The sequence below is a fragment of the Actinomadura sp. NPDC048032 genome (assembly GCF_040653175.1).
GTDB lineage: Bacteria > Actinomycetota > Actinomycetes > Streptosporangiales > Streptosporangiaceae > Spirillospora > Spirillospora verrucosospora.
On record NZ_JBEZJP010000481.1, the window covers coordinates 1 to 5,720 of the forward strand.

Below are 5,720 nucleotides of genomic sequence, written 5' to 3' on the forward strand. Positions count from 1 at the left end.
ATCGGCGGCCAGAACGGGCAGGTGCAGCTCACGACGGCGGCCGCGCGGGACGCGTTCGTCCAGTCGGACAGGAGGCCGGACAGGTTCTGGATCGTGTCGCCGTGGCGCTCGGCGAGGGCCTGCTCGTGCGCGCGTGCCAGCGCCTCCAGCCGCTCCAGCTTGGCGCGGCCCAGGTCGGAGACGTGCACCGACACACGGCGGCGGTCCCGGGTGGAGTGGGACCGGTACAGGTAGGCCGAGTCGACCAGGGCGTCCACGAGCCGCGTCAGGGTGGGGTGCGGGATCTCGACGATGAGCGCCAGCTCGCCCATCGAGACGTCGTCGGACGCGGCGAGGGCGCGCAGCACCCGCCACTGCTCGACCGTCGCGCCCTCCTCGTCCAGGCGGGCGCCGAGGCCGCGGGCCAGGGCCCGCTGCGTGCGGGTGAGCAGGTCGACGAGTTCGGTCTCCGCCGTGCGCGCCGCCGCGCCGTGCCGCTCGACCACCCGGTGCCTCCCTCGCCAGCCGCCCGTGGGAAGAGCATACTTGGCCTGGTCATGAGGGGTTCGGCGATCATGCGCGCGGTGGTGCGGGACGGCACGGGGTTGCTGGTCACCGGGCCGGATCCCGCCGTGCTGCGGCTCGGGCTGCTGCTGCCGCTGTCGGGGCCCCTCGGTCTGACCGGGCCGTCCGGGCTGAGCGCCGCGTGCCTGGCCGCGACCGAGGTCAACGCCTCCGGCGGGGCGGCCGGACGGCCCGTCGAGCTGGTGCCGGTGGACGCCGGGCGGGCTCCGGGCGCGGTGGCGGGCGAGGCCCGTTTCCTCGCCGACGCCGGGCTCGTCCAGGCGTTCGTGGGGTTCCACACGAGCGACGTGCACCGCGGCCTGGAGGCGGCGCTCGCCGGGCGGGCGCCGTACGTGTTCACGCCGCCGCACGAGGGCGGGCCGCGGCGGCAGGGCGTGGTCCTGCTCGGCGACTCGCCGGACCGGCAGCTCGGCTCCGCGCTGCGCTGGCTGAGCGCACGGCTTCGGCTGCGGCGCTGGGCGCTGCTGGGCAGCGACTACATCTGGCCGCGGGCGGTCCACCGGGCGGCGGCGCGGCAGGTCCGGGCGGCGGGCGGCGAGGTGGTGCTGGACCGGCTCGTGCCCTTCCCGTGGACGGAGGGCGACGACCCGGAGGCGCGCTTCGAGGAGGTCGTGCACGCGCTGGCGCGGACGGGCACGGAGGCGGTCCTGCTCAGCCTGGTCGGCCGCGACCTGGCCGTGTTCAACCGGGTGTTCACCGCCTCGCGGCTGTCCGCCGGGGTGGTCCGGCTGTCGGGGGCGCTGGAGGAGAACGTCCTGCTCGCCACCGGCGGCGACGACACCGGGGAGCTGTACTCGGCGATGCGGTCGTTCGCCGGGCAGGGGGACGAGCGGCAGCTCGCGCTCGCCGAGCGGTACCGGACGGTGTTCGGCGAGGCGGCCCCCGTCCTGGACGCCTACGCGGAGGGCTGCTACGACGGCGTCCACCTGCTGGCGGCGCTGGCCGCCGCGGGCATGCTGACCGCGCGGCAGGGGCGGGCGGCGTCGGCGCGGCTGCTGGCGGGCGCCGACCCCGTCGCGCGGAGCGCCTGGTCGGCGGCGCCGCTCGGCCCGCCGCGTCCGGAGGGCTACCTGGCCAGGGCGGACGGGCTGGACCTCACCGTCGTCACCCGCCTCTAAGATCTTTGCGGATCAAACCTTTTCATTTGAAAAGATTGCCTCTAGGGTTCGCTGAGCGGGAACGACCCGCGTCCTCGCCCGAGGAGGGACCATGGCCGTCGACCCCACGCCGCCGGAGGGCATCGAGCGCTACGGGTACACCCAGGAGCTGCGGCGCTCCCTCACGTTCCGGGACCTCGTGGTCTACGGGCTGATCTTCATGGTGCCGATCGCGCCGTTCGGCATCTTCGGCAGCGTCTTCCAGGGCTCGGGCGGCATGGTCGCGCTCGCCTACGCCATCGGGATGCTGGCCATGCTGTTCACCGCCGGCTCGTACGCGCAGATGTCGCGGGCGTTCCCGATGGCCGGGTCCGTCTACACCTACGCCGGGCGGGGCATCGCGGCGCCGGTCGGGTTCCTGTCCGGCTGGATGATCCTGCTCGACTACGTGCTGGTGCCGGCCCTGCTGTACCTGATCGCCAGCGTGGCGATGAACTCGCTGGTGCCCGGCGTCCCGGTGTGGCTGTGGCTCATCGCGTTCGTCGTGCTCAACACGGCCGTCAACTTCTTCGGCATCGAGATGACCGCGCGCATCAACCGGATCATGCTGGTCGCCGAGCTGGTCATCCTGGCGGTCTTCCTGGTGGTGGGCCTGGTGGCGCTCGCCCAGGGCAAGGGCCACGGCGGCGGGAGCCTCAGCCCGATCTACAACGGCTCGACGTTCTCGTGGGGGCTGGTGTTCGGCGCCGTGTCGATCGCGGTCCTGAGCTTCCTCGGCTTCGACGGCATCTCCACGCTGGCCGAGGAGAACCGCGAGTCGGCCCGCGCCATCGGACGGTCCATGGTGGCCGCGCTGCTGCTGGTCGGCGTGCTGTTCATCGTGCAGACGTGGGTGGCCTCGCTGCTGGTCACCGACCCGGACAAGCTCGTCAAGGAGGGCGACCCGGACGGCACCGCGTTCTACGACGCCGCGCGGGTCGCGGGCGGGGCGTGGCTGGCCAAGCTGACCGCGCTGGCCACCGCGATCGCGTGGGGCTTCGCCAACTCGCTGGTCGCGCAGGCCGCGACGTCCCGGCTGCTGTACGCCATGGCGCGGGACCGGCAGCTGCCGAGGTTCCTCGCCAGGGTCCATCCCCGGCGGCAGGTCCCGGTCAACGCGACCCTGCTGGTCGCGGCCGTCTCGCTGGGCCTCGGCCTCTACATGGAGCAGCGCGAGGACGGCATCACCCTGCTCAGCTCGCTCGTCAACTTCGGCGCCATGACGGCCTTCCTGGTGCTGCACGTCTCGGTCGTCGTCCACTACGTCGTCCGGTCGGGCAGCCGGGACTGGTGGCGCCACCTGATCGCGCCGGCGATCGGCTTCGGCATCCTCGCCTACGTGGTGGTCAACGCGAAGGTCGCCGCGCAGGAGCTGGGCTTCCTGTGGCTCGGCGTCGGGCTGGTGCTGCTGGTCGGGCTGCTGGTCACCCACCGCCGTCCGGCCCTGGCCGGCATCGCAGAGGAGGAGAACGAGAAGTGACGTTCGACGTGGTCTCCATGACGGGAACCGAGCCCGGCTTCGCGTTCGGCGGGCGGGAGGCGGCGCTCACGGTCGCGCCCGGCACCGTCGTGGAGCTGACGACCGAGGACTGCTTCGGCGGCGCCGTCCGGGGAGTGGACGACCTGCCGAGCCGGGTGTGCTCCTTCCCCTACCTCAACCCCGTCACCGGCCCCATCGCCGTCGCGGGCGCCGAGCCCGGCGACGCGGTCGCGGTGCACTTCGCGGACATCCGCCCCGCCCGCGACTGGGCGGTCTCGTCCACGTTCCCGCACTTCGGGGCGCTGACCGCGACGCACACGACGGCGATGCTGCACCAGGCCCTGCCGGAACGGGTGTGGATCTACGACGTGGACGCCGCCCGGGGGATCTGCCGCTTCCGCGCCCGCGAGAGCGACCTGGAGATCGAGCTGCCACTCGACCCCATGCACGGCACCGTGGGCGTGGCCCCGGCCGCCGGCGAGGTGATCATGAGCATCACCCCGGGCGCGCACGGCGGCAACATGGACACCCCGGAGATGCGCGCGGGCACCACCGCGTACTTCCCGGTCAACGTGCCGGGCGGCCTGATCTCCATCGGCGACGGCCACTGCCGCCAGGGCGAGGGCGAGGTCTGCGGCACCGCCGTGGAGGCGGCGATGGACACCGTCGTGGTCGTGGACCTGGTCAAGGGCGCCGCACCGGCCTGGCCGCGCCTGGAGGACGACCTCCACCTGATGTCCACCGGGTCGGCCCGCCCGCTGGAGGACGCGTTCCGGATCAGCCAGCACGACCTGGTCACCTGGACGTCCTCGCTGCTCGGCCTGGACGAGCTGGACGCCTACCAGCTGGTCAGCCAGGCGGCGCTCGCCCCGGCGGGCAACGTCGTCGACACCAACTACACGATGCTCGCGAAGATGCCCAAGACCGCGCTGCCGGGCGTCTCCGCCTACGACGGCGTCCACGCGCGCCTGCGCGACACCGCCGAAAGCTACCTCTCCCAGCGCTGACGACGCCGGGCTCCGCCTCCCACTCCATCACTCTCCGCGTTCATATAATTCCGATGCGTTGCGACGTTCGGGGGCGGAGCGCGGCCGCGCGCTCCGCGGGGAGGGGTGTGCGTCTTGAGGACGAGCTGGAAAGTGGCGGGCGTGGCCGTCGGGACGGCCGCCGCGGCGGTCGTGTCCGCGGGATGGTCCGTGGGGACGGCGGCAGGCGGCGGCCGGTGGAAGCTGGTCGCGCAGGAGCGGTTCGACCGGCCGCTGCGCGTCGACGGGGCGCCGTGGCGGCTCGACCCGCAGGGACCGCGCAGCCCGTGGGCGGTCGACGGGTTCGACGACGACGGGGCGGCCTGGAAGAAGATCAGCGGGCCGCTGTTCGAGCGGCAGATGAAGACCCTCAACGTGTTCCGCAAGCGCGTCGCCTTCGGGCAGCGGGGGTGGCTGACCGCGGAGGTCGCCGCGGTCGACAAGGACCGCGACGGGCGTCCCGACTCCCGTCCGGGGCTGTCGGCCGTGACGCTGCCGGGCGGGCACCGCGTCGCGCGGATCTCCGAGCCGAGCTGGGACGCGGGCGTCCTGATCCGGCCGACCCGCCCGCTGCCCCGGTACTACCGGGTGGAGATGACGCTGCGGGGCATCCGGTTCGGCGGCAAGCGGGGCGGCACGTTCGACTACGACGGCAGGCACAACGGGTACACCAGGGAGCCGTGCAAGACCCGGTACCCGTGGACGTTCCAGGGCGCGCTGCCGGGGAAGTCCCGGTGCCAGTACCCCGACGTGACGCGGGAGAACGGGTTCTACTACCTGACGATCCTCGACCACGCGAACCCGGCGCCGCACGGCAACCCCGGCATCCACTTCCGGCGCAAGGCCATCATGGACGGCTACTACAGCGACGACGCCCGCTGGAAGAACGCCGCGACCTGCGACCCGAAGACCCGCACGATGTACCGGACGTTCGACGGCACCTTCAACGGCGTCAACGCGCTGTTCCCGCGCGGCGACCTGTTCCGCGAGACCGCCAACAACAACATCAGCAACGAGTACTACGCCAAGACCGCGTGCGGGGAGGCGTCCATGGACCGGCGGTACGGGCCGGGCGGCCGGTTCGAGGGGCACCTCACCAGCGCCGAGCTGCGGCCGGAGCTGATGCCGAAGGCCGCCTACCGGTTCGCGATCGAGCGCGACCGCACCGGGTACACGCTGGAGATGAGCGGCCCGTTCCTGCACACCGGGCAGACCACGCTGCGCGTCCACCACGACTTCGTGGAGAACGGGCGCCCGATCTGGCACTACAACCAGACGCCGGACGAGTACGACGGCCGGTTCGACCGCAGGCTCGTCCACAGGGGCCCGGCCGGGACGTACACGACCGAGCACAGCTGGCCCAAGGGCTCGGCCTACCCCGACTCCTTCATCATCGGCGACCCGCACCTCAACTACTACGAGGGCGAGGCGTACGTCGACGACGTCCGCCTCTACGTCCCCGAGCACCTGGGCCGGCAGGGGCCGATGTTTCGCGTAGGCGGGCAGAGGGATGAG

5 protein-coding genes are annotated in these 5,720 nt (G+C 72.9%); 4 read left to right on the plus strand and 1 reads right to left on the minus strand.

Translation table 11 applies throughout. The annotated features are described in order from the left end of the window. A partial coding sequence (locus AB0C69_RS36895) for a MarR family transcriptional regulator (protein WP_360360249.1) occupies positions 1-485 on the minus strand: 485 nt, incomplete at its 3' end. Positions 486-536: 51 nt separating this feature from the next. On the opposite strand from AB0C69_RS36895, the gene AB0C69_RS36900 reads away from it, so the two are divergent. From AB0C69_RS36900 to AB0C69_RS36915, 4 genes are all read left to right on the plus strand, one after another. Beyond that, entirely contained in the window at positions 537-1,682 is a 1,146-nt protein-coding gene (locus AB0C69_RS36900) for an ABC transporter substrate-binding protein (protein WP_360360252.1), read from the plus strand. 91 nt (positions 1,683-1,773) lie between these two features. Further along, positions 1,774-3,180: an APC family permease gene (locus AB0C69_RS36905; protein WP_360360254.1), complete on the plus strand. Its 1,407-nt coding sequence runs from the start codon at positions 1,774-1,776 to the stop codon at positions 3,178-3,180. Further along, a complete protein-coding gene (locus AB0C69_RS36910) occupies positions 3,177-4,187 on the plus strand; it encodes an acetamidase/formamidase family protein (protein WP_360360257.1) in 1,011 nt (336 codons plus the stop codon). The genes AB0C69_RS36905 and AB0C69_RS36910 overlap by 4 nt, the downstream gene beginning before the upstream one ends. Positions 4,188-4,328: 141 nt before the next feature. Then, positions 4,329-5,720, plus strand: a 1,392-nt coding sequence (locus AB0C69_RS36915; protein ID WP_360360260.1) for a hypothetical protein, incomplete at its 3' end; no start/stop codon positions are given.

What these genes read in the sequence shown, in the direction of transcription:
- AB0C69_RS36905 (WP_360360254.1), top strand. Translation starts at nt 1,774, where the DNA reads ATGGCCGTCGACCCCACGCCGCCGGAGGGCATCGAGCGCTACGGGTAC.
- AB0C69_RS36900 (WP_360360252.1), top strand. Translation starts at nt 537, where the DNA reads ATGAGGGGTTCGGCGATCATGCGCGCGGTGGTGCGGGACGGCACGGGG.